The organism is Ruegeria sp. BG7, from assembly GCF_056535685.1.
This window is the reverse complement of record NZ_JBQFIU010000001.1, coordinates 1,588,973-1,608,739: the sequence shown is the minus strand read 5'-3', so window position 1 is coordinate 1,608,739 and position 19,767 is coordinate 1,588,973. Positions and strand designations below refer to the sequence as shown.

Annotated in this window: 18 protein-coding genes; 10 read left to right on the top strand and 8 right to left on the bottom strand. The window is 58.7% G+C overall.

The window, feature by feature from the left end:
* The first annotated feature begins 60 nt into the window (after nucleotides 1-60).
* Nucleotides 61-747, top strand: a complete 687-nt coding sequence (locus tag ACR3EH_RS08020) for a rhomboid family intramembrane serine protease (protein ID WP_171093608.1) — start codon at nucleotides 61-63, stop codon at nucleotides 745-747.
* Here the strand turns inward: ACR3EH_RS08020 and murJ are convergent, their stop codons facing one another.
* Genes murJ through ACR3EH_RS08005 form a run of 3 tightly spaced genes read right to left on the bottom strand, consistent with a single transcriptional unit; the run spans nucleotide 748 to nucleotide 6,237 of the window.
* Nucleotides 748-2,289 (bottom strand): murein biosynthesis integral membrane protein MurJ, encoded by a 1,542-nt coding sequence (murJ, locus tag ACR3EH_RS08015; protein WP_171105503.1) that lies wholly within the window; start codon nucleotides 2,287-2,289, stop codon nucleotides 748-750. It abuts the gene before it with no gap.
* Nucleotides 2,286-5,105 carry a [protein-PII] uridylyltransferase gene (locus ACR3EH_RS08010; protein ID WP_171183998.1) on the bottom strand — a complete coding sequence of 940 codons (2,820 nt, stop codon included), beginning with the start codon at nucleotides 5,103-5,105 and terminating at the stop codon, nucleotides 2,286-2,288. Before ACR3EH_RS08010 ends, murJ begins: the two co-directional genes overlap by 4 nt.
* On the bottom strand, nucleotides 5,065-6,237 hold the full coding sequence (locus ACR3EH_RS08005) for a penicillin-binding protein activator (protein ID WP_171184000.1): 1,173 nt from the start codon (nucleotides 6,235-6,237) through the stop codon (nucleotides 5,065-5,067). The genes ACR3EH_RS08010 and ACR3EH_RS08005 overlap by 41 nt, the downstream gene beginning before the upstream one ends.
* 88 nt (nucleotides 6,238-6,325) lie before the next feature.
* On the opposite strand from ACR3EH_RS08005, the gene rsmI reads away from it, so the two are divergent.
* The 3 genes from rsmI (at nucleotide 6,326) to gshB (ending at nucleotide 8,550) form a co-directional block, all read left to right on the top strand.
* On the top strand, nucleotides 6,326-7,180 hold the full coding sequence (gene rsmI, locus ACR3EH_RS08000; RefSeq protein ID WP_171184003.1) for a 16S rRNA (cytidine(1402)-2'-O)-methyltransferase: 855 nt from the start codon (nucleotides 6,326-6,328) through the stop codon (nucleotides 7,178-7,180).
* A gap of 4 nt (nucleotides 7,181-7,184) precedes the next feature.
* Nucleotides 7,185-7,556: a YraN family protein gene (locus ACR3EH_RS07995; RefSeq protein WP_171184005.1), complete on the top strand. Its 372-nt coding sequence runs from the start codon at nucleotides 7,185-7,187 to the stop codon at nucleotides 7,554-7,556.
* A gap of 61 nt (nucleotides 7,557-7,617) precedes the next feature.
* Nucleotides 7,618-8,550, top strand: a complete 933-nt coding sequence (gene gshB / locus ACR3EH_RS07990) for a glutathione synthase (RefSeq protein WP_171184007.1) — start codon at nucleotides 7,618-7,620, stop codon at nucleotides 8,548-8,550.
* Here the strand turns inward: gshB and ACR3EH_RS07985 are convergent.
* The 4 genes from ACR3EH_RS07985 to cobU are packed head-to-tail and all read right to left on the bottom strand — an operon-like array spanning nucleotide 8,547 to nucleotide 12,148.
* The gene (locus ACR3EH_RS07985) at nucleotides 8,547-10,061 is read right to left on the bottom strand and encodes a YifB family Mg chelatase-like AAA ATPase (protein ID WP_171675910.1); all 1,515 of its coding nucleotides are present in this window, start codon (nucleotides 10,059-10,061) and stop codon (nucleotides 8,547-8,549) included. The genes gshB and ACR3EH_RS07985 overlap by 4 nt on opposite strands.
* A 47-nt stretch (nucleotides 10,062-10,108) precedes the next feature.
* Nucleotides 10,109-10,993 (bottom strand): glutathione S-transferase, encoded by an 885-nt coding sequence (locus ACR3EH_RS07980; protein ID WP_171675912.1) that lies wholly within the window; start codon nucleotides 10,991-10,993, stop codon nucleotides 10,109-10,111.
* Nucleotides 10,994-11,051: 58 nt separating this feature from the next.
* Nucleotides 11,052-11,630 (bottom strand): histidine phosphatase family protein, encoded by a 579-nt coding sequence (locus ACR3EH_RS07975; protein ID WP_171184013.1) that lies wholly within the window; start codon nucleotides 11,628-11,630, stop codon nucleotides 11,052-11,054.
* Nucleotides 11,627-12,148, bottom strand: coding sequence for a bifunctional adenosylcobinamide kinase/adenosylcobinamide-phosphate guanylyltransferase (gene cobU, locus ACR3EH_RS07970; protein WP_171184015.1), 522 nt, complete (start codon nucleotides 12,146-12,148; stop codon nucleotides 11,627-11,629). The genes ACR3EH_RS07975 and cobU overlap by 4 nt, the downstream gene beginning before the upstream one ends.
* 100 nt (nucleotides 12,149-12,248) lie before the next feature.
* Between cobU and ACR3EH_RS07965 the strand changes: the two genes are divergently transcribed.
* The 6 genes from ACR3EH_RS07965 (at nucleotide 12,249) to ACR3EH_RS07940 (ending at nucleotide 18,819) form a co-directional block, all read left to right on the top strand.
* Nucleotides 12,249-13,127 carry an RNA polymerase factor sigma-32 gene (locus tag ACR3EH_RS07965; RefSeq protein ID WP_171093586.1) on the top strand — a complete coding sequence of 293 codons (879 nt, stop codon included), beginning with the start codon at nucleotides 12,249-12,251 and terminating at the stop codon, nucleotides 13,125-13,127.
* Entirely contained in the window at nucleotides 13,124-13,948 is an 825-nt protein-coding gene (locus ACR3EH_RS07960; protein ID WP_171184017.1) for a ChaN family lipoprotein, read from the top strand. The genes ACR3EH_RS07965 and ACR3EH_RS07960 overlap by 4 nt, the downstream gene beginning before the upstream one ends.
* 63 nt (nucleotides 13,949-14,011) lie before the next feature.
* The gene (coaBC, locus tag ACR3EH_RS07955) at nucleotides 14,012-15,208 is read left to right on the top strand and encodes a bifunctional phosphopantothenoylcysteine decarboxylase/phosphopantothenate--cysteine ligase CoaBC (protein ID WP_171184019.1); all 1,197 of its coding nucleotides are present in this window, start codon (nucleotides 14,012-14,014) and stop codon (nucleotides 15,206-15,208) included.
* A 15-nt stretch (nucleotides 15,209-15,223) separates the two neighbouring features.
* Nucleotides 15,224-15,679: a dUTP diphosphatase gene (dut, locus tag ACR3EH_RS07950; protein ID WP_171184020.1), complete on the top strand. Its 456-nt coding sequence runs from the start codon at nucleotides 15,224-15,226 to the stop codon at nucleotides 15,677-15,679.
* Nucleotides 15,679-16,728 (top strand): HesA/MoeB/ThiF family protein, encoded by a 1,050-nt coding sequence (locus tag ACR3EH_RS07945; protein ID WP_171184022.1) that lies wholly within the window; start codon nucleotides 15,679-15,681, stop codon nucleotides 16,726-16,728. Before dut ends, ACR3EH_RS07945 begins: the two co-directional genes overlap by 1 nt.
* Nucleotides 16,729-16,803: 75 nt before the next feature.
* Nucleotides 16,804-18,819, top strand: a complete 2,016-nt coding sequence (locus tag ACR3EH_RS07940; RefSeq protein WP_171184024.1) for a M3 family metallopeptidase — start codon at nucleotides 16,804-16,806, stop codon at nucleotides 18,817-18,819.
* 2 nt (nucleotides 18,820-18,821) lie between these two features.
* On the opposite strand, the gene ACR3EH_RS07935 is transcribed toward ACR3EH_RS07940, so the two are convergent.
* Complete coding sequence (locus tag ACR3EH_RS07935) at nucleotides 18,822-19,754, bottom strand: 2-hydroxyacid dehydrogenase (RefSeq protein WP_171184026.1); 933 nt, start codon at nucleotides 19,752-19,754, stop codon at nucleotides 18,822-18,824.
* Nucleotides 19,755-19,767 lie beyond the last annotated feature (13 nt).

The window sequence follows — 19,767 nt, the reverse complement described above, 5'->3', positions numbered from 1 at the left end:
CAGCCCCCGTCGCTTACCCATGAGGCACAGGGACGTCAACAGCCGCGAAAGGCCCGCCCAATGAGCAGTGAGCATTACACACCCGCCGTGAACCCTTTGCCGCCCGTTGTTGTGGCGCTGGTTCTGTTCATCATCGGCATTGAACTCGCTTTTACGCTGGGATCGCGCGGTTTGGTCGGAGGGCCAACAGCGGTCGGCTGGCGGCTGGACGCGATACAACACTATGCGTTTTCGGCGGATATCTTCGACTGGATGGTGCTGAACGGGCGCTGGCCGTTTGAACATGTGATCCGGTTCGTGACCTATCCGTTTGTCTCGGCCAATTTCACGCAGGCGGTGTTTGTCTGCGTTTTCGTTCTGGCCATGGGCAAGATGGTCGGTGAAGTGTTTGGCGGCTTCCCCATGCTGCTGATCTTTGTCGTCTCTGGTATCGGGGGGGCGTTGGCCTATGCCGTTCTGCTGGACCCGCGCTATCCTCTGATCGGAGGGTTTCCACCGGTTTACGGCCTGATCGGCGCATTTACCTGGTTGTTGTGGCGCAAACTATCCTTGGTTGGCGCAAATCAGGCGCGGGCATTTCAGCTCATTGCCGTCCTGATGGGCATTCAATTCCTGTTTGGCCTGATCTTTGGCGGCAATTGGGAATGGGTCGCCGATCTGGGCGGGTTTGCCACCGGTTTCGGCGTCTCTTTCCTTGTCGCACCCGGCGCCTGGGATCGAATCGTTGGGCGCATACGCCGCGACTGATCAGGAGCGGCGCAGGGCGCGTTTGAACTCGGAAAGTTTGAATGCGCCCAAGAGGTGGCCCAGGCCGAAGTAAGAAGCCGCAGCGACCATAATCAGGACAAGCAGCGCCAGATATCTCCAACCGGGAACACTCAACGTCCAACCAAACGCCAGAAGCGCCGCATACAAGACCACGCCCATGCCAATTGAGGCCAGCACGATCCGACCCGCGCGCTGTTTGAACCGGTCATCGAACCGGGCTTCGCCTCCCATGTTGCGCGCGCCTATGGCCAACAGAACGACCATGGCCCAACCCGCTGTTGATGCAGCAATGGCGGGGGCGATCCAGCCCACAAGCGGGAAGAGGCCAAACGCCAAAGCCGCATTCACAATCATTGCCACAACAGCATAGTGAAACGGAGAACGCGTATTCTCGCGTGCGAAATACAGAGGCTGCAGCAGTTTTTGCAGCATGAAGGCAGGTAGTCCGATGCCATAGATGGCAACGGCCAGCGCTGTGGCTGTGGTATCTTCAGAGGTGAATTGCCCCCGTTCGAACAGAACCGAGACCAGCGGGTTCGGGATGACCAGAAACGCCACGGTCGAAGGCAGGGTCAGCAGCAACATGAACTCTCCGGCACGGGAAAACGCGTTGCGCGCACCTTCTTTGTCTTCGGCGCGCAGACGGCGTGACAGGTCGGGCAGCAGAACAATACCGATGGCGATACCAACCACGCCAAGCGGCAGTTGGTACAGTCGATCTGCCGCAAACAGCCAGCTCACGGCCTTTTCGGTTTTCGACGCCACCAATTGGCCGACCACCAGATTGACCTGCGTGACCCCCATCGCCAGAGCTGCGGGGACCGCGATGCGGACCATCCTACGCATCTCGGGCGTGAGTTTAGGCAGGCCGGGCCGAATGCGGATACCTGCCCGTTCCGTTGCAACCCAGACCAGCGCCAATTGAGCGATACCTGCAGCCGGAATAACCGAGATCAGCCACCGAATGACCTCGCCGCCTGAAAGGGCTCCGGCGATCAGCGCCGTACAGGCAAAGATGTTCAACAAAACCGGTGCGGCAGCTGCGGCCGCGAACCGCCCCGTCGCATTCAGGACACCGGAGAATAGCGCGGCCAGAGACATGAACAGGATGTAAGGAAAGACGACATAGCCATAGTCCACCGCCAAATCGAACCGCTCATCACCATAGAAACCTTCGGCTGTCAGCCAAACCAGACCGGGCATGAACACCAGCGCCAGCCCAACCAGTGCCAAAACGGCCAGCGCCAACAGGTTGAACGCATCCTGCGCAAAGCCCTGCGGATTCTCGTCTGCTTCCAGCCGCTTTGAGAACATGGGCACGAAGGCCGCGTTAAAGGCACCCTCGGCAAAAAAGCGGCGGAACATGTTCGGCAGGCGGAAGGCCGCGACAAACGCGTCCATCACCGGCCCGGGGCCGATTAGCGCGGTCAGCAGAATTTCCCGCAGAAATCCCAGAATGCGGCTGGCGAGTGTCCAGAAGCCAACCGTGAAAAAGCCCGAAATCAACCGGATTTGCTTCATGAGGCTGCACGCTCGGCACCCTCGGTGATCGCCTTGCGCAACTTCGCCTCAAGGCCGCGCTGTTTGCTTTCCGAATGGTATTTCAGTCCGAACATGTCCTTGACGTAAAAGGCGTCCACTACCTGTTCTCCGTAGGTCGCAATTACGGCATTCGCAATATACACATTCGCCGCCGCCAACGTCCGGGTCAGGTCATAAAGCAGACCAGGGCGGTCGCGCGTATCAACTTCGATGATCGTGTAGATTTCGGACCCTTCATTGTCGAAAGTGATATGGGTCGGCACGTTGAAGGCCCGTTCGCGTTTCTTGATCTTGTCACGCGATTTCAGGGCTTCCTTGGCAACCACTTCGCCGCGCAGTGTCTTGTGGATCATCTGCGTCAGGCGGGGCAGGCGCGCGGCTTCGAAAGGACGTCCTTCAGCGTCCTGAATCCAAAACGCATCCGTGACGTAACCGTCTTTGGTTGTGTAACTGCGGGCATCCACGACGTTTGCGCCGACAAGGGCCAATGCCCCGGCAATGCGGGCAAAAATCCCTGGATGGTCGCCCATTGCAAAGCAAGCCCGCGTTGCGTCGCGATCTTCGTCAGGTTCAAGCCTGATCTCCATCGCGCCCGGATCACCACTTTGGTCCAGTGCGTGCAGCATCTCAGCAAACTCGACATGCGTCGCCAGATTGAGGCCCTGCCAATACGGATCGTAGTGACGCGCTGTTTCAGTTTTGAGGTCTGACTTGGACCAGCCCGCCAATTCCGTGCGAAGTGCTTTCTTAGCCTCAGCCCCGCGATTGGCGCGGTTGAGGTCTTCCATACCAGTTTCCAGCGCACGCTTGGTTTCTGCGTGCAAGGCGCGCAGCAAGGTGGCTTTCCAATTGTTCCAGGTGTTGGGGCCGACGCCGCGAATGTCACAGACGGTGAGAACGGTCAGCAGATCCAGCCGTTTGACCGTTTGAACGGCCTTGGCAAAATCACGAACAGTTCGCGGGTCCGAAATATCGCGTTTTTGCGCCATGTCTGACATCAGCAGGTGATACCGGACCAGCCATTCAACCGTTTCCGACTCTGATTTGCTCAGCCCCAATCGCGGGGCCACTTTGCGCGCGATCTGTGCACCCAGGATCGAATGATCCTCGGGCCGACCTTTGGCAATGTCGTGCAGGAGTAACGCGACATACAGCACTTTTCGATTGACCCCGCGCTCAAGGATCGAAGAGGCAAGCGGCAGGGACTCCACCAGTTCTCCGCGTTCGATCTGGGCAAGGTTGATGATGCACTGGATGGTATGCTCGTCCACCGTATAGCTGTGATACATGTTGAACTGCATCATCGCCACGATGTGTTCGAACTCGGGCAAAAAGGCCGACAGGACACCCAATTCGTTCATCCGTCGCAAAGCACGTTCCGGGTTGCCGTGTTTCAGCAAAAGATCCAGAAAAATGCGCTTGGCTTCTTTGTCGTTGCGCATTTCATCGTCGATCAGATGCAGGTTGGCGCTAACCAGCCGCATCGCGTCGGGATGGATCAACATGCCGGTGCGCAGCCCTTCTTCGAACAAACGCAGAAGGTTCAGTTTGTCCAGCAGGAATGTTTCCGGGTCCGCCACGTCCAGACGTCCGTGGATCACTTTGTACCCGGCCTTTACTCTTGGGCTTCTGCGGAAAATACGCTCCAACAACGGCGCGCTTTTCATGTGGAGCGCTTCGAGCTTGGTCAGGAAGATCCGTGTCAGTTCACCGACCCGAGTTGCCTCGCGGAAGTAGCGCTGCATGAAGACCTCGACCGCCCGTCGCCCGGCGCGATCCTCGTAACCCATGCGCGCGGCCACTTCGACCTGCATGTCAAACGTCAGTTGCTCGGTGGCGCGGCCCGTCACCAGATGCAGATGCGATCGCACGGCCCACAGGAACTCTTCGGCCTGAACAAAGGTCTCGAACTCTTCCGGGGTGAACAGACCCAGAGGAACGAGTTCTGCCACGTCCTGCACGCCATAGACATATTTTGCGATCCAATAGAGCGATTGAAGGTCACGCAGACCGCCTTTGCCTTCTTTCACATTGGGTTCGACCATGTAGCGCTCACCTTGTTTCAGGTGGCGTTCGTCGCGTTCTTTCAGCTTGGCTTCGATGAATTCGCGTTCGGTTCCTTTGAACAAATCGCTTTTCAGACGTTGGTCCAGCTCGTCCGCCAACGCCTTGTCACCGGCCAGATAGCGTTGTTCCAACATGGCGGTGCGGATCGTGAAATCCTCGGCGCCCAGCCGCAAGCAGTCTTTGATCGTACGAGAGGAATGGCCGACTTTCAGCCGCAAGTCCCACAGAATGTAGAGCATCGATTCGATGACGCTCTCGGCCCAGGCTGTGATTTTGTAGGGGGTTAGGAACAGCAGGTCGACGTCCGAAGATGGCGCCATTTCCCCGCGCCCGTATCCGCCAACGGCCAAAACCGCAATCTTTTCGCCTTGGGTGGGCGTCGCAAGCGGATGTAGGCGTGTGCTGGACACCAGCATCGCCGTACCAACCAGCTGATCCGTTAGATAGGTGTAGGACCGCGTCAGTGCGCGCGCCGCAAAGGGTTGTTTGCCAAAGGCTTCGGCAATAGCAGCGCGCCCGGCCTTTTGCGCGTCGCGCAGAATACGCACCGTTTCAGCCCGCATTTTGCTGTTGTCTGTGCATGACTCAAACGCCAGCGCCAGCGCGTCATTGACGCTGGCACTGTCGAAGATGTCTTCAGCGGGGCAGATTAACGAGGTTTCAGGCACAGGGCTGGCGCCCGGCAGATCAGAAGCCGGCGCCAGAGAAGCTTTGTGGGGCAGGGTCAATCACAACCACCTGTTTGTTCTGGATCGTGGCCACGGCCAGACCGCGTTCGTTGGTGCCGTTCGGACGCAGGCGGAATATGCCGCCAACGCCCTGGAAACCGGCGTTCTGAGTCAGGGCTGCAGAGGTCAGAGCATCGGATTTGCCCTGGCTGACCAACGCGCCGATGGCTGCGATACCGTCATAGGCCAACCCGCTGATCGGATGGGGCGCTTCGCCGTATGTCGCGTTGTAACGTTGACGATATGCCTGAGCCTTGGATGGATCAGGCAGAGCGAACCATCCCCCTTGTACGCCCGGCAGTTCCAACGTCTGTGGCGGAATATCCCAGCGCGTCAAGCCGATAAATTGCGTGGTTGCGGGCGAAACACCTGCCTCAGGCAGCAATTGCGAAAACAATGGCAATGCACCGGCCGTTGTGGCCGTCAGGAAAATCGAATCGGCTCCTGTCGAATCAACCGTGGCTTTGATCGTTGGCACCGAGTTGATAACACCCTGCTGCGAGCGGTCGTAGCCAACAGTACCGGCGTTGTTGACCCGGCTGCTGGCCAGCGCGTTGGCAATCGCAGCCTGGCCCAACTGACCGGCCGCGTCGTTGCTGTGCACGATCACCGTATTGGCCTTGCCCTGGCTGCCTGCAAAGCTCACCAGCCGGTTCGCTGTGTTGTCGAAGGTCGGGCCCAGAACAAAGACGTTGCCGCCTGCGATGCTGGTATTATTCGAAAACGAAAGAACGTTGACGTTGTTACTCAATACCGCCAATCCGGCGGCATTTGCAGCTTGCGCATAGACCGGGCCGATAATGATCTTGGCACCATCCGCAACGGCTTGCTGGGCCACGGCGGTTGCCGTGTTCGGGTTTCCGGCAGTGTCATAAACGCGCAAGTCAATTGTCACGTTGGGCAGATCAGACATTGCCAGACGCGCTGCATTTTCCAGGCTTTGCGCCAATGCCGCATCGCCTGACTGGCCAGATCCGCTGGGCACAAGCAAGGCCACCGGAACCGGAGCAGAAGTATTGATCGACGGTCCACCTCCAAGGCCGCCCGGTTCACAGGCGGCCAGAAACGCTGCGGTTGTCAGGGCAGCGGCGGCTTTCGCCAACTTGCTAACGGGCTTGCAAACGGTGAACATCTAAATGAAAACTCCCTGATCCGACGGCTATGAATGCCTCTGTTCTGTCGAGCCGCGATAATAAACGTCACGCTGTGAGGGTCCAGCTTTGAATTTCCAAAAGATCAGATTGGCTGCGGGCCTGTATTTTGTTGCCACTCCGATTGGAACCGCGCGCGACATTACGCTCAGGGCCTTGGATGTTCTGGCATCAGCCGACGTGATCGCAGCGGAAGACACCCGCAGTTTGCGGCGTTTGATGGAGATTCACGGCATCCCACTCGAGGGGCGCCGGATTCAAGCCTATCATGACCACAGCGGCGCAGGTGCGCGCGATAAACTCATGCAGGCATTGGCGCAGGGGCAATCGGTTGCCTATGCGTCCGAGGCGGGAATGCCGCTGATTGCGGATCCGGGCTATGATCTGGGCAAGCAGGCGGCTGAGGCCGGGCACATGGTGACCTGCGCCCCCGGTGCGTCGGCTGCCTTGACAGCGCTGACCTTGGCAGGTCTTCCGACAGACGCTTTCTTTTTCGCAGGGTTTTTGCCCAATGCATCCGGGGCACGCCGCGCCCGGATTGAGGCATTGAAGGACATTCCCGGCACGCTTGTGTTCTACGAATCCCCAAAACGTGTCTCCACCAGCTTGTCAGATCTGGCCATGGTTCTGGGGGCGGATCGACAGGCAGCGCTATGTCGCGAATTGACCAAGAAGTTCGAAGAGATCCGCCGTGGCACCCTCGCGGAATTGGCCGAAGATTATAAAGGCAAGTCAGTCAAAGGTGAAATCGTTGTGCTGGTCGATCGCGGCCATTCGCAAAGCGTTAATGAATCCGATGTAGAAGAGGCACTGAAGCGAGCGTTGGAAAGCCACTCGGTTCGGGATGCGGCGGATCTTGTTTCAAAAATGTATGACCTGCCGCGCCGACCGATTTACCAGAAAGCTCTGAAGCTGGGAAAATGATGACATGGGTCGGCGGACAAATCAGGGCTCTGTTTCCTACCACGCCGGGCAGGCGGCAGAGCTTCGGGTTGCTGAGGATTATGAGCGCCGTGGCATGGCCATTCTGCATAGACGCTGGCGCGGCGCGGGTGGTGAAATCGATCTGATCGCGCGCAACGGGGCTGGGCTTGTGTTCATCGAAGTCAAGAAAAGCAGTAGTTTTGAAAAGGCGGCGGCTCGGATCAGCGCCAAGCAGATTGATCGAATCTACGCCTCAGCTGCTCAGTTTCTAGAGAAAGAGCCAAACGGGCAACTCACCGAAGTGCGCTTTGACGCAGCTCTGGTGGATGGGTCTGGCGCAGTTCAAATCATCGAAAACGCCTTTGGTCACAACTAAGCCCCATTGAACCCCAGGGCCTGCTGGGCCATGTATCTGACGTGAAACTGAGGGACACGCCATGAAAATCGCCTTTCAAATGGACCCGATTGGGGCCGTGGACATCAACGCCGACAGCTCATTCCGACTGGCGGAAGAGGCGCAGACGCGCGGGCATTCGTTGTTTTTCTACGGGCCGGATCAACTGGCTTATCAGGAGGGCCGCATCACGGCGCGTGGCCACGACATGACAGTGCAGCGGGTCGCAGGTGATCCGGCCGTCTTGGGACCCGAACGCGAGGTTGATCTGGCTGATTTCGATGTGGTCTGGTTGCGACAGGACCCTCCGTTTGACATGCACTACATCACGTCCACGCATTTGCTGGATCGTCTCAAGGGTCAGACGCTGGTGGTCAACGATCCGTTCTGGGTGCGCAATTATCCAGAAAAGCTGCTGGTGCTGGATTTCCCTGACCTGACACCGCCAACAACGATTGCGCGTGATCTGCAAACGATCAAAGCGTTCAAGGAAAAGCACGGCGATATCATCCTTAAGCCGCTCTACGGCAATGGCGGCGCAGGCGTGTTCCGACTGGACGCCAATGACCGCAACCTAACATCTCTGCACGAGCTGTTCACCGGCTTCTCGCGTGAGCCTCTGATCGTGCAGAAATTTCTGCCCGACGTCAGCAATGGCGATAAGCGGGTGATTTTAGTTGATGGTGAGCCCGTTGGCGCGATCAACCGGGTTCCTGCTGCTGGCGAAACGCGATCCAACATGCATGTGGGCGGGCGTCCGGAAAAGATTGGTCTGTCAGAGCGTGATCTTAAGATTTGCGCAGCAATTGGCCCGCTGCTTAAAGAAAAAGGTCAGATCTTTGTCGGGATCGACGTCATTGGAGACTATCTGACCGAGATCAACGTGACCTCCCCCACCGGCATTCAAGAGCTTGAGCGCTTTGATGGCGTCAACATCGCCGAAAAAATCTGGCAGGCCATCGAAGCCAAGATCTAAGCCATGACCCGGGCGCTGATGCGAAAGCTCAGCGCCTCGGCTACGTGCGCTCTGCGCACGTTTGCGGATGCTTCCAAATCGGCAATTGTGCGCGCCACGCGAAGAATGCGATGAAACGCGCGGGCGGACAGGCCAAACCGGTCTGCCGCTTTCAGCAACAGCTCTTTACCTTCGGCATCGGGTGTTGCGATCTCTTCCAGAACCTTCCCTTCTGCATCCGCGTTTTGGCGCATATGTGGGGTGTCTTGAAATCGGTTCGCCTGAATGGCGCGGGCGTTTTGGACCCGTACAGCAACTGTAGCGGAGCTGTCGCCGGATGGCGGCAAATCAAGATCAGTGAATTCCACCGGCGGTACTTCAATCCTCAGGTCGAACCTGTCCATCAACGGCCCTGATATGCGGTTCAAATAGTCCTCACCACAGCCCGGCGCGCGTGAGCAGGCACGAGAGGGGTCCGTCAGATAGCCGCATTTGCAAGGGTTGGCTGCGGCCACCAGCATGAACCGGCAGGGATACTTCACATGCGCATTTGCGCGCGCCACCATAACCTCGCCGGTTTCGATGGGCTGGCGCAAGGTTTCCAGAACAGTGCGTGGAAACTCAGGAAATTCATCCATGAACAGCACGCCGTTATGAGCCAGCGAAATCTCACCGGGTTTTGCGCCTTTGCCGCCCCCGACGATTGCGGCCATGGATGCCGTATGATGGGGCTCGCGAAAAGGGCGCGTGCGATTGATGCCGCCTTCGTCCAGCAAACCGCACAAGGACTGGATCATCGAGGTCTCTAAAGCCTCAACTGCGGTCAGGGGGGGCAAGATTCCGGGCAGCCGCGCGGCCAGCATGGATTTACCCGATCCCGGCGTTCCGATCATGATCAGGTGATGACGTCCTGCGGCAGCGATCTCCAGGGCGCGTTTGGCGCGTTCCTGCCCTTTTACATCGCGCAGATCCCGCGCGCTGGGCGTCAGGTTCACCTCGCCGGGCTGGGCGGCTGGTAGGGGGGATTGGCCCGAGAAATGGCGCACAACATCGCCCAGAGACCCCGCGCCGATCACCTGCGTTGCGTCAACCCATGCCGCCTCGGCGCTGGAGGCGCGGGGGCAGAGCAACATACGATCATCAGACGCCGCCGTCATCGCCGCGGGCAGGGCACCGACCACCGGGACCAGAGAACCGTCGAGTGAAAGCTCTCCCAAAGCTACGGTGTTTTCAGCGGCGTCGGCTGGAATGATCTCTAGGGCCGACAGCAGCGCGACGGCTATGGGTAGGTCGAAATGGCTGCCTTCTTTGGGTAGGTCGGCGGGGGACAGGTTGATGGTGATCCGCTTTGAGGGCAAGGCGATTGCCATCGCGCTCAGCGCGCTGCGCACGCGATCACGGGCTTCGGATACCGCCTTGTCTGGCAGGCCCACGATGGAAAAGGCGGGCAGGCCGGGGGATACGGCGCACTGCACTTCGACAGGGCGGGCATCTACCCCTTGGAAGGCAACGGTATGTGCACGAGCGACCATGGCAGTCCTGTTCTTGGTTAACGGGACGTTGCTGCCATGGTTGTGGTTTAAGAGTCGTTAACGGATGCGCGCAAGGCGGTGAATTTGGGCCACGCGCCGGGGTCAGCCACAGTTTTGTCGCGGCAGAATGGATTGCAGAACCCCCAGCATTGGCCATCCAATTCCAGAAAATCCGCAACCGGTCTGCCGGAAAACGGACAAGCCTCGTTGAGGGAAGGGCCGCCTGATACCGGTTTGGCGTTCGAGTCCCCTCCGACCGGCCAGGGCATCGATGACAACTCTTGCGGATAGGGGAATGGGTCATACTGAACTGTCATACCCATTGCGCGCCATTGTCTGACGGCTGGGTCCGACAGGAGGTCTAAACAATAGGCCCGGTTCGCCTCGGACACGGGCAGCCCATAGCCGATGATCCGTGCTGCGACGGGCGTGTAGAACACATCTGCCAGCGAATAGGTGCCGAACAACGGACCGTCTTGCGCACCCGAGATACGCCGCGCGTGTGCCCAGAGTGTCTCAATCCGTTCAAGATCTGCCAGCGTTCCAGAAGACGGAACAAATCCTTTCCAAACGTGCCGCAACTGCATTGCGCATTGGCCGCGCAGGGCGCTGAACCCTGCAACCATCTCAGCGCAAAGCCAGCGGGCGGTTGCTCGTGCGGCGGGATCTTCAGGCCACAATTGCGCGTCTGGGTGACGCTCGGCCAGCGTTTCGGCCATGGCCAGGCTTTCGCCCAAAACCGTTCCCTCGGGCAGGCGCAGCGCGGGAACCAGACGGGCTGGGGCCAGCGGTTCCATGTCTTGTTTCATGCTGCCCGAGTACAGGCCGATCATGTGGCTGCGGTAAGGCAGATTGAATTTCTCAAGCATCAACCACCCGCGCATGGACCAACTGGAGAAGAGGCGGTCACCGATATACAGATCATAAGTCATGCATGAACGATGCCGCAGGCCGGTGGCCCAGTAAAACAGTGATTTGTGCGGGGTCAGTTCACGGAAGGTGATTGATCTTGCCGACCGTCCATGAGTTGGCACCTAAGGTAATGTCTGTGACAGACAGATTATCGATCCTGTGCGAAAAGGTTTGCTGCCCATCTAGATCCAAAGCGCGTTGTACTTGCGTGAGGATCACGCCGAAATGCGCGACGATCACCAGATCGCGCCCCGTGTGCTGAGCCACAAGCGCGTCGATTGCGGTATCGACCCGATTGCGGACGTCGTTCCAGCTTTCGCCCTTCGGTGGGCGGACGTCGCCGGGGTTATCCCAATAGGCAAAGGCCAGTTCAGGGTCTTCTGCTTCGATATCGGCGAAGCCGCGCAATTCCCAGCTTCCAAAGTGGATTTCCCGAAGGTCCGGATTGTGAGGCAAGCGAAGGCGCGGCCCCTGAATTGCTGACGCTGTGTCTACAGCGCGCGACAAGTCGGAAGAGATCACAATTGCCTCGGACGGCAGATGATCATGCAGGCGTCTCAAGGCTGCTGTATCGCTCAGGTCCGCAGGCAGATCCGACCAACCGACCATGGTTTTTGCATGTGTCGGCCCGTGACGGACAAGATGCAGGCGCGTCATGGCAATTGGCCTTTCAGAACAGATGGTAATCCGGCTGTCACCTGTACGACCAGATCCGCCTGCGCCGCCAAGGCTATGTTCAGTCGCCCCTGCGCCTCGCGAAATTGGCGAGCGAGGGCGTTGTCCGGGACGATCCCGTGACCTACCTCGTTCGAGACAATCACAACCTGGGCCGGGCAGTCGTTCAGGGCGTCCAGCAGATTGGTCTGTGCCACTTCCAGATCGGATTCCGCCAGAAGATGGTTGCTTAACCACATGGTGGCACAGTCGATCAGACAAATCTGATCGTGCGGCAAGCGGGCCAGCACCGGTCCCAGATCAAGAGGTTCCTCAAACGTGGTCCAGCCGTCGCCACGCTGTGTCAGATGGCGCTTAACCTTTTGGCGCATCTCGTCATCAAACACTTGTGATGTCGCAAGATAATTCCTGCTTTTCCCTGTGGAAACAATAAGTTCTTCAGCAAAAGCCGACTTGCCCGAGGCAGCCCCCCCAAGAACCAAGGTTAAATCTGACGACACAATTCTTACCTTTGGATGATCCACTTAGTGTTGTTTTGCGTATCGGTCATAGGTCGGCAAAGCAAGCCCGGCCAGCGCCTGCAAAACAGGGGAGAGGTTGATGGCACTGGATAACGCGACAGACTTTTCGATGTCCCGGCAAGCGATGAAGGCTGAGTTGCTGGATGCGGAAACCGAACTAAAGCTGGCTTACGCGTGGCGCGATGAGCGTGATGAACAAGCTCTGCATCGGTTGATCACCGCATATATGCGGCTGGCGATTTCGATGGCAGCTAAATTTAAACGCTATGGCGCGCCGATGAACGACCTTATTCAAGAGGCCGGGCTGGGTCTGATGAAGGCGGCAGACAAGTTCGACCCTGATCGCGGTGTGCGCTTCTCGACCTATGCCGTGTGGTGGATCAAAGCGAGCATTCAGGACTATGTGATGCGCAATTGGTCAATGGTTCGGACCGGGTCCACATCTGCCCAAAAGTCGTTGTTTTTCAATATGCGGCGGGTTCAGGCCCGGTTGGAACGCGAGGCAGCTACCGAAGGTTTGGAGTTAGATCGTCACCAGCTGCATCAGATGATTGCCACCGAAATTGGTGTTCCCCTGCGTGATGTCGAAATGATGGAAGGGCGTCTTTCCGGTTCAGATTTCTCGCTGAATGCGGTGCAGTCTGCGGACGAAGATGGGCGCGAGTGGATCGATGCGTTAGAGGACGATCGCGAACAGGCTGCGGAATCTGTTGAACACAGCCATGATACGGCGCAACTGCGCGAGTGGTTGCTGATCGCGATGAACGCGCTGAATGACCGCGAACGTTTCATTGTGCGCGAGCGCAAGCTGCGAGAGCCTGCAAGGACGTTGGAAAGCCTTGGAGATGAGCTGGGTCTATCAAAGGAACGTGTTCGCCAGCTAGAGGCCGCGGCTTTTTCAAAAATGCGTAAGAACCTTGAAGGTCAGTCGCGCGAGGTGCAACACTTCATTGCATGAAACATCTTGCGATTCTTGTGTGTGTTCTGGGTCTTATGGTCGCCGCAGTGCGACCTGGCGGAGCTCAGGCTTTAATACCTGACACCGCGCTGACTGCGATGCAGGGCGCCGATGTCTTGATACTTGGTGAGGTGCACGACAACCCCACCCATCACCACATTCAGGCTGCAGCACTGACCGCTTTTTCTCCTTCGGCAGTTGTGTGGGAAATGGTCACTGAAGAAGGCGCTCAGCGGTTGGCGCAAAAGGCAATGTCGGACCCGGAAGAGTTGGGTCGTATCCTGAAATGGGCTGAAAGCGGATGGCCTCCGCTCAGCATGTATTACCCTGTTTTCCAAGCCTCAACGGCGCCTGTGTACGGTGCAATGGTGCCAAGGACTGCCGCACGCGCTGCGATGGAACGCGGGGCGGCCACCGCTTTGGGCGCGGATGCGGCGCGATTTGGTTTGACGGTCCCTTTGCCACCCGATGAACAGGCAGCGCGAGAGGCGGATCAAATGGCCGCTCATTGCGACGCGTTGCCTGCTGAAATGCTGCCTCAGATGGTTGCAATTCAACGCTTGCGTGACGCGGTGCTTGCCCGCGCAGTGGTGCGTGCGATGGAAGAAACCGGCGGACCGGTTGCAGTGATCACCGGCAATGGTCACGCGCGCAAGGATCGTGGGATCCCGACCTATCTTGCGCGTCTTCAGCCGGGTTGGAAGGTTGTTGCAATAGGACAATCCGAGGACGGGATTATCGATGGTGATTTTGACGTGGTAATCGACAGCCCATCGATAGAGCGCGAAGACCCCTGCGCTGCGTTCCAGGTGCAAAATTAATCTCTGGAACTACCTGCTGGCCTTGCCTAATGTCGGGGCCGACCGGGACGGGAAGGGCTGAACATGCTGTCATCCAAACGCATTTTGCTGATCATTGGCGGGGGGATTGCGGCCTATAAGTCGCTGGATCTGATCCGCAGGCTGCGCGAGCGTGGAGCGGCTGTGACACCCGTTCTGACCCGCGCAGCGGAAGAGTTTGTAACCCCCTTGTCCGTGTCCGCACTTGCAGGCGAAAAAGTCTATCGCGATCTGTTCGATCTGACCGATGAGGCTGAGATGGGGCATATTCAGCTCTCACGCTCGGCCGATTTGATCGTCGTGGCCCCTGCAACGGCGGATCTGATGGGCAAGATGGCCTCTGGGCTGGCCAACGATCTGGCATCGACCGTTCTGATGGCGACTGACACGCCTGTTCTTTGCGCGCCCGCGATGAATGTACGGATGTGGGATCACCCGGCAACGCAACGCAACCTAAAGCAGCTGCAGGCGGATGGGGTGCGTTTTGTTGGGCCAAATGAAGGCGACATGGCCTGCGGCGAATACGGTCCGGGCCGCATGTCCGAGCCGTTGGAAATCGTTGCGGCGATTGAGGCTCAACTGACAGCGGGACCTTTGGCTGGAAAACGTGTGCTCGTGACCTCCGGCCCCACGCACGAACCGATTGATCCTGTGCGCTATATCGCGAACCGGTCGTCCGGTGCGCAAGGCTCCGCTGTGGCACAAGCGCTGGCGGATTTGGGGGCCGAGGTGATCTTTGTTACCGGTCCCGCAGATGTGCCCCCTCCGGCAGGTGTACAGGTCGTACCGGTCGAGACGGCGCAACAGATGTCTGACGCGGTCGATGCCGCTCTGCCCGTCGATGCGGGCGTGTTCGCGGCGGCGGTCGCCGATTGGCGTGTGGCAAGCGCATCGGACAAGAAACTGAAGAAAAGCCGGGATGGCCTGCCGGTTCTGGAATTTGCCGAAAACCCGGACATTCTGAAACGTGTATCCCAGATGGATGTGGGCCGCCCGCCGCTGGTGGTGGGCTTTGCGGCGGAAACGGACGATGTGGTTGAACACGCCACCGCCAAGCGCCTTCGCAAAGGCTGCGATTGGATCGTTGCGAACGATGTCAGCCCGGCAACCGGCATCATGGGTGGGTCCGAGAATGCGGTCATTCTGATCTCGGGCAGTGGCGCCGAAGAATGGCCGCGCTTGGGCAAGGACGAAGTTGCCCGGCGTCTGGCGGCAAAGATCGCGGACGCATTGGCAGACTGAAGGAAAGGCAAGGGCATGGTTGCAATTCGAGTGATCCGCGAAGACGGCGCAGACCCGGCTATCGCGCTTCCGTCTTACGAAACGGCTGGTGCCGCCGGTGCGGATGTGCGCGCCAACTTGCCAGGTGGCACCCCTGTCGTGTTGGAACCCGGCCAACGCGCTCTCGTGCCAACCGGCCTGCGCATCGAAATACCTCAGGGGTACGAGGTTCAGGTCCGTCCTCGCTCGGGCCTTGCACTGAAACACGGGATTACACTGCCCAACACGCCAGGCACCATCGACAGTGACTATCGCGGACCCTTGGGGGTGATCGTGATGAACGCGGGCCAGGACCGGTTCGAGATTGTTCATGGCGAGCGCATCGCGCAACTGGTAGTCGCTCCGGTCGTGCAAGCCACATTCGAACTGGCTGATGAATTGGGTGAAACCGGTCGCGGGTCCGGCGGCTTTGGCTCAACCGGGCGCGGTTGATGCTGCTGGTTTTTGTTCTGGCCGCGGGACTTTGGGGTGTTGGCTATATCGCCGGCACGTCAAAAACAGCGCGTGTGGTTTCGGTCAGTGTGCTGTTAGCCGGAGTGATCCTGTCTCATCTGATCTTGCCAGACGGGCATCCGCTGCGTCAGGCGACAGGCGGCTCGGCGGCAATGTGGCTGATCCTTGTGGGTTTCGGCGCGATTGTTTTGGTGTATGGCAGGGGGCTGAAGGCTTTGCGCAATCGCGCAAAGCCCGTTTCAGATCAGGAACCTGCCATGCCCATCGACCGATTTACCGAGACCGAGTTGGACCGCTATGCCCGCCATATTGTTTTGCGCGAATTGGGCGGTCCGGGGCAGAAAAAGCTGAAAAAAGCACGGGTTCTTGTGATTGGCGCGGGTGGTTTGGGTGCCCCGGCTTTGCAATATCTGGCTGCAGCGGGTGTGGGCACAATCGGTGTCATAGATGATGACGTTGTCGAGAACGCCAACCTGCAGCGGCAGGTCATTCACCGGGACACAGATATCGGCATGCCCAAGGTTTTCTCGGCACAGCAGGCGATGGAGGCGCAGAACCCGAACGTGGTGGTTCTGCCCTATCATCGCCGGTTGGGCGATGAGATTGCGGCCGATCTGTTTGCCGATTTCGACCTGATCCTTGACGGGACCGATAATTTTGACACGCGCTATCTGGCCAACCGCACGGCCGTCGCGCTGGGCAAACCTCTGATCTCGGGGGCTTTGTCGCAGTGGGAAGGGCAGCTGAGTGTGTTCGACCCGGCCTATGGCACCCCGTGCTATCAGTGCATTTTCCCCGAGGCGCCAGCCCCCGGTCTGGCCCCGTCCTGTTCCGAAGCCGGGGTGATCGGCCCCTTGCCCGGCGTTGTTGGGTCGATGATGGCGGTTGAGGCGATCAAGGTGATCACGGGCGCAGGCATGGCTTTGCGTGGCGAGATGCTGATCTATGACGCTCTGTACGGCGAAAGCCGCAAGATAACGCTGACCCGTCGCGCCGATTGCCCAGTCTGCGGCACCGCGAACGATTAACCTTTCTTTACGCAGGCTTTGGGTTCTGGAACACCCGGCCTTGGCGACTTAGCTATAGGGTCAAAGGAGATCCGAATGACCAACCCGATCCTGTCCAGCTGGACCACCCCGTTTGAAATTGCCCCCTTTGCCGAAATCTCGGACGATGATTTCGCCCCGGCGCTGGATCAGGCAATGACGGCGCATAACGATCAGATCGCGGCGATTGCCGAGAATTCTGACGCTCCGACCTTTGCCAATACGATTGAGGCTTTGGAGGCTGCGGGCGAGCAGTTGGACAAGGTTCTGTCGGTCTTTTTCACGGTTGCAGGGGCAGACAGCAATCCCAGACGGGAAGAGTTGCAGCGAGAGTTCTCCCCCAAGCTGTCGGCACATTTTTCCGGCATTTCCTCGAACAAGGCGCTGTTCAAACGCGTGGCCGATCTATGGGCGCGGCGCGATGATCTGAACTTGACAGAAGAACAGGCGCGTGTGCTGATGTTGACCCATCGCGGTTTCGTGCGTGCTGGCGCAGCACTGGCAGGGGAAGACGATACCCGGATGCAAGAGATCAAGTCGCGCCTCGCCTCTTTGGGGACGTCCTTTACTCAAAACCTGTTGGCAGATGAGCGGGACTGGTTCATGGACCTGACCGAAGAGGATCTGCAGGGCCTGCCGGATTTCGTCGTGGACGCGGCCCGCGCTGCGGGGCAAGAGAAAGAGGCACAAGGGCCAGTTGTAACCCTGTCGCGGTCGCTGATTGTACCGTTCCTGCAATTCTCACCTCGTCGGGACCTGCGCGAAAAGGCATATCGCGCCTGGGCCGCGCGTGGTGCCAATGGCGGCGACACCGACAACCGCGACATCGCTGCCGAGATTTTGGCGCTGCGTGAGGAACGCGCCAAGCTGCTGGGCTATGACAGTTTCGCCGACTACAAGCTGGAAACCGAAATGGCCCGCACACCGGACCGTGTGCGTGAACTGTTGATGCAGGTGTGGGAACCGGCAAAATCCCGTGCCGATGCTGACGCCGAGATCCTGACACAGATGATGCAGGAAGACGGCATCAACGGCCCGCTGGAAGCCTGGGATTGGCGCTACTACGCCGAAAAGCGGCGCAAGGCGGAACACGATCTGGATGAGGCGGCCCTGAAACCCTATCTGCAACTGGATCGTATGATCGAGGCGTCTTTTGCCTGCGCAAACCGTCTGTTCGGGCTGGAATTCGCGCCGCTGGACGTTCCGCTCTATCACCCGGATTGCCGGGCTTGGGAAGTCACACGTGACGGGCAACACATTGCCGTTTTCATCGGTGACTACTTTGCGCGGGGATCGAAGCGGTCTGGTGCGTGGTGCAGCGCGATGCGGGCGCAGGCGAAATTCCCGCAGGTTCAGGCACCTATTGTGATCAATGTCTGCAATTTTGCCAAAGGTGATCCGGCGCTACTGTCTTATGACGACGCGCGGACATTGTTCCACGAATTCGGCCATGCCCTGCACCAGATGCTGTCGAATGTGACCTATGAAAGCATTTCTGGCACCTCGGTTGCGCGTGATTTCGTAGAACTGCCCAGCCAGCTTTACGAACACTGGTTGGAAGTGCCCGAAGTTCTGGCCGAATTTGCTACCCATGCCGAAACGGGCGAGCCAATGCCGCAAGAGATGCTGCAGAAGGTGTTAAACGCCGCCAATTTCGATCAAGGGTTCCAGACGGTGGAATATGTTGCCTCGGCGCTCGTTGATCTGGCCTTCCATGACGGCGACGCCCCGGCAGATCCGATGGCAAAACAGGCCGAAGTTCTGGCGGATCTGGGAATGCCACATGCTATCGGAATGCGCCACGCCACGCCCCATTTTGCCCATGTCTTTGCCGGTGATGGCTATAGCTCGGGCTATTACAGTTACATGTGGTCCGAGGTGATGGATGCCGACGCCTTCGCCGCCTTTGAAGAGGCAGGCAGTGCCTTTGATCCCGAACGCGCCAAGGCGCTGGAAGACAACATCCTGTCCACCGGCGGGTCGCGAGAGGCAGAAGACCTGTATCTGGCGTTCCGGGGTCGATTGCCGGGTGTGAACGCCCTGTTGAAAGGCCGCGGTTTGATCGCGGCCTGAGTTCAGTAGCCCAGAGTGCGATCTACGAGGTGCACAAAGGGCTCTCCGGCCTCACCGCGCCGGATATTCTCGCAAATGACCTGCGCGGCTGTGATCGGGCGGGTTTCAGACGCGATATGCGGAGTGACAGTGACGTTCGGGTGCGCCCAATAGGGGTGATCGGCAGGCAAGGGCTCGATACGAAACACGTCCAGTGTTGCGTGGCCGACGTGACCTGTGTTCAGGGCATCCAATAGCGCATCGTCATCGATCAGCGGGCCACGACCCGGGTTGATGATCCGCGCGCCCTTAGGCAGCAAGGCCAGCGTTTCGGCGTTCAGCGCGTTTTCTGTGGCAGGTGTATCAGGAAGCAACAGCACCACGATCTCTGCCTGAGAAAGCGCTTGCCGCAATCCTTCTGGACCATGCAGACAAACAATGCCGGGAATGTCTTTGGCGGTGCGGCTCCAACCGGTAACTTGAAAGTTTAGCGCTGTCAGGGCTCGGGCTGCGGCCTCACCCAACGTGCCCAATCCCAAAATACAGACGTTACGCTCTTGGGCCAAAGGCGGTGCAACGGGGGCCCAGACGCCATCCTGCACGGCAATGTGCTGGTCCATCCCCAGATGATAGCGCAGGACGTGTCCCACAACCCATTCGGTCATGCCCTGCGTCAGCCCGTGATCCACCATCCGTGCCAATGGGACGGTCAGCGTTTCATTATCCGCGATCTTCTCGACACCTGCCCAAAGGCTCAACACCGCTTTCAATCGCGTATAGGGGGTGAAGTCTTGCAAGCCGCCATTCGGAGCATAGACGACATAGTCCACTTGATCCGGCTCAAACTCGGTCCTCAGCCGTGCGTCGACGTTTGCCTCTGCCAGGAAATTGGTCAGCAGCGGTTCATACAAGGGCCAAAGCGCAGGGCGCGCGGAAAACAGAACGTTTGCGGGCATCGGGGGCCTTTCA

Bases quoted from the DNA above. Each gene is read 5' to 3' on its own strand.
- gshB (WP_171184007.1), top strand. From the start codon at position 7,618: ATGAAAATCGCCTTTCAAATGGACCCGATTGGGGCCGTGGACATCAAC.
- coaBC (WP_171184019.1), top strand. From the start codon at position 14,012: ATGCTGTCATCCAAACGCATTTTGCTGATCATTGGCGGGGGGATTGCG.
- ACR3EH_RS07935 (WP_171184026.1), bottom strand. From the start codon at position 19,754: ATGCCCGCAAACGTTCTGTTTTCCGCGCGCCCTGCGCTTTGGCCCTTG.
- ACR3EH_RS07980 (WP_171675912.1), bottom strand. From the start codon at position 10,993: ATGACTTATGATCTGTATATCGGTGACCGCCTCTTCTCCAGTTGGTCC.
- ACR3EH_RS08020 (WP_171093608.1), top strand. From the start codon at position 61: ATGAGCAGTGAGCATTACACACCCGCCGTGAACCCTTTGCCGCCCGTT.
- ACR3EH_RS07940 (WP_171184024.1), top strand. From the start codon at position 16,804: ATGACCAACCCGATCCTGTCCAGCTGGACCACCCCGTTTGAAATTGCC.
- ACR3EH_RS07995 (WP_171184005.1), top strand. From the start codon at position 7,185: ATGGGTCGGCGGACAAATCAGGGCTCTGTTTCCTACCACGCCGGGCAG.
- ACR3EH_RS07985 (WP_171675910.1), bottom strand. From the start codon at position 10,061: ATGGTCGCTCGTGCACATACCGTTGCCTTCCAAGGGGTAGATGCCCGC.
- murJ (WP_171105503.1), bottom strand. From the start codon at position 2,289: ATGAAGCAAATCCGGTTGATTTCGGGCTTTTTCACGGTTGGCTTCTGG.
- dut (WP_171184020.1), top strand. From the start codon at position 15,224: ATGGTTGCAATTCGAGTGATCCGCGAAGACGGCGCAGACCCGGCTATC.
- ACR3EH_RS08005 (WP_171184000.1), bottom strand. From the start codon at position 6,237: ATGTTCACCGTTTGCAAGCCCGTTAGCAAGTTGGCGAAAGCCGCCGCT.
- ACR3EH_RS07960 (WP_171184017.1), top strand. From the start codon at position 13,124: ATGAAACATCTTGCGATTCTTGTGTGTGTTCTGGGTCTTATGGTCGCC.
- ACR3EH_RS07945 (WP_171184022.1), top strand. From the start codon at position 15,679: ATGCTGCTGGTTTTTGTTCTGGCCGCGGGACTTTGGGGTGTTGGCTAT.
- ACR3EH_RS07965 (WP_171093586.1), top strand. From the start codon at position 12,249: ATGGCACTGGATAACGCGACAGACTTTTCGATGTCCCGGCAAGCGATG.
- ACR3EH_RS07975 (WP_171184013.1), bottom strand. From the start codon at position 11,630: ATGACGCGCCTGCATCTTGTCCGTCACGGGCCGACACATGCAAAAACC.